This is a genomic window from Nocardioides sp. LHD-245, assembly GCF_030929495.1.
GTDB lineage: Bacteria > Actinomycetota > Actinomycetes > Propionibacteriales > Nocardioidaceae > Nocardioides.
Genome location: NZ_JAVFWN010000038.1, coordinates 1 through 1,200 on the forward strand (window position 1 = coordinate 1; position 1,200 = coordinate 1,200).

The 1,200-nt window shown below is 64.1% G+C and carries 1 protein-coding gene; it reads left to right on the forward strand.

Annotation, left to right across the window (positions count from 1 at the left end):
- Nucleotides 1-81 precede the first annotated feature (81 nt).
- Nucleotides 82-1,200 (forward strand): hypothetical protein (locus tag RB608_RS28215; RefSeq protein WP_308091428.1); only part of this gene is annotated, 1,119 nt, incomplete at its 3' end.

The following is a 1,200-nucleotide window of genomic DNA, read 5'->3' on the forward strand; positions in this document are numbered from 1 at the left end:
TCAATCATCCAGTGAGGCTTCGCCTCTGACCGCCGAGTCCTGGGGTTGGCGTGGTCGCCCGGGTGAGCGCACGCTGGGGTGATGGCTGAGACGGTGACGGTGAACGACCTTCTTGACGGGCACGTGGGGCTCGATCTGGAGTGTCTGGACCGGATCTATCTCAACGGCTACGTGCCGTCCTTGCAGGTCGGCGGTCAGGTGGTCTCGTTCATGACCCAGCACCTCGGACTCCCGATCCCGTCGCCGGCGATCATGGAGAAGATCGGCACCCGTTTCCGCCGCGCGGTCAAGGAGTTCGCCGATGCAGATCACATCCCGGTCGTGCGGTTCAAGAAGGGTGACCGGAAGCTCGATGTGATGAAGCGTCACCTCACTGCTCAGGCCAAGACCGGGCGGTCCGGGGTGGCGGCGATCGGGATCGCGCAGGAGTTCCAGAACGTCTTCGCCGCCCACCAGCGCCAGGCACCCAACAACGTCCCGTGGTTCTCCTTCGCCAAGGCCGACCGGCGGGTGACCTGCTTCTACTTCTACCTGTGGGACGAGGACTTCGGTCCGACGTTCATCAAGGTCTGCGCCTACTTCCCCTACCCGATCAAGGTCTGGCTCAACGGACACGAGTGGGCCAAACGTCAAGCCACCCACGCCGGGATCGGGTTCACCGAGCTGTCCAACGGCTTCGCCACCTGTGAGGACCCCACCGCGCTGCAGGCGATCTGCGATCGCCTCGGTCCTGGGACGATCAAGGTGTTCTTCGAACGCTGGATGAGCATCCTCCCGCTGCCGTTGGACCAGACCGATCGGGCGGCGGGGTACTGGTGGGAGCTGTCCATGCGGCAGATCGAGACTTCCCGCACCATCGTCTTCGACCAGCCGCGCCGGGCTCGGGCGTTCTTCGAGGCGCTGGTGATCGACAACCTCGACATCGGACGTCCCGACACCCTGGAGTTGATCTTCGGTCGCCAGATCCGCCGCGGTCGTCAGCGCCGCACTCAAGAGGTGTTCAACACCAAGGTCGTCACCCGAGACACCGAGGTCACGATGAACACCTTCTACAAGAACTCCCGGGTCAAGCAGTACCTCAAGGACGGTCGCGCGCTACGAGTCGAGACCGTCATCAACTCGCCCACCGACCTGCGGTGCCTACGCCGTCTGGAGCACCTCGACGAACTGCAGGCCAAGGCACGTGACGTCAACGCCCGC